Source organism: Trueperaceae bacterium (assembly GCA_031581195.1).
Taxonomy (GTDB): Bacteria; Deinococcota; Deinococci; order Deinococcales; family Trueperaceae; genus SLSQ01.
Map to the genome: position 1 here is coordinate 1 of JAVLCF010000232.1, position 1116 is coordinate 1116.

Genomic DNA, 1116 nt, shown 5'->3' on the forward strand with positions numbered 1-1116 from the left:
CATCCGGCCGGAACGCAGGTCGCGGTGCGTCGCGGTCCTCAAGCCGCTCGAACGGCGCGCGTTTCGTGACGCGCGCCACGTCGTTCTCCCGGCGTCCCGACACCCGGCGTGTGGAGCCCACGGCACGCGTCGTGATTTCTTCGCGTTCCCTTAGCTCCGCTCTCGTTTCTTTGTAGTAGTCATCCCCACGATCCGTTGGGCTGGCTTCGCGTTGGTACGGCAGCAACACGCACCGGCAGTTCGGGTGGAGCGGCGTTTCCGGCGCGTTCACGCGTTCGTACACGAAGCCGTGCCGGCCTGCGCAGTATTCGCACGTCCTGCTGTCGTTCGTCGCGTCGAACCGGACGTACTCAATGCCGGCCTCCCTGAACGATTGCGAGCGAGCGTCGTTGTTCGTGCGCATCAACACCGTCCGCGTAATGCGTTCCGCTTCCGCACGCGTGACGCTCACGGCATCCCGCACGCCACGCGCTGCAGCCCTTGGGCCGGCCCCACGAACGCTGGCGCGCACAAGCTCCTCCTCCAAACGGTCAAGTCCCGCCTCGCCGACCTTGCGGAGGGTCGTAAGGGTCGACTCCGTCGTGGCTTGGATGAGGGGAAGGTCAACACGCGTACCGAACGATCGACTGACTTGCCGCAGCACTTCAGGGTCCGTCGTTTCGCCTGCCGCTGCGGAGATCGCTTCGCGCGCGGTTCGCATGCCGTCCTCGTACGCAGCTTGGATGTCGGTCCGCATGCGTTGCCCCAGCGGACCGTCCGGCAACTCCAATAGTGTGCGGGCGGCCCTCGATTGGTTGAGGGCTTCCCGTGCCGCCTGTTCCGCGAAAGCGCGGGGTCGGCGGTCCTGCAGGTTGAGGGCCGACAACCGAGCGCGCGCGTCGTTCTCCACCACCTCAAGGAGTTCGTCGAGGCGCTTGAGTTGTTCACGTTCAAGGGTGTCGACGAGGCGGGCGGCATCTTGCGCGAGCGCTTCGGGGTTCATGCGTCATCAATTCCGAACAGTTGGCCGGGTGTAGCGCCACGCGCGCGGGTGTCGAGCACCTCCAGAAATTCGTTGAGTTCGTCGTCCGTGAATGCGCCCTCCCCCAGGAACTGTTGGAAGCGACGTGCGGCGAC

1 protein-coding gene is annotated in these 1116 nt (G+C 65.7%); it reads right to left on the minus strand.

Annotation, left to right across the window (positions count from 1 at the left end):
* On the minus strand, positions 1–982 hold a 982-nt coding region (locus RI554_11660; GenBank protein ID MDR9392669.1), incomplete at its 3' end, for a minor capsid protein.
* Positions 983–1116: the final 134 nt, after the last annotated feature.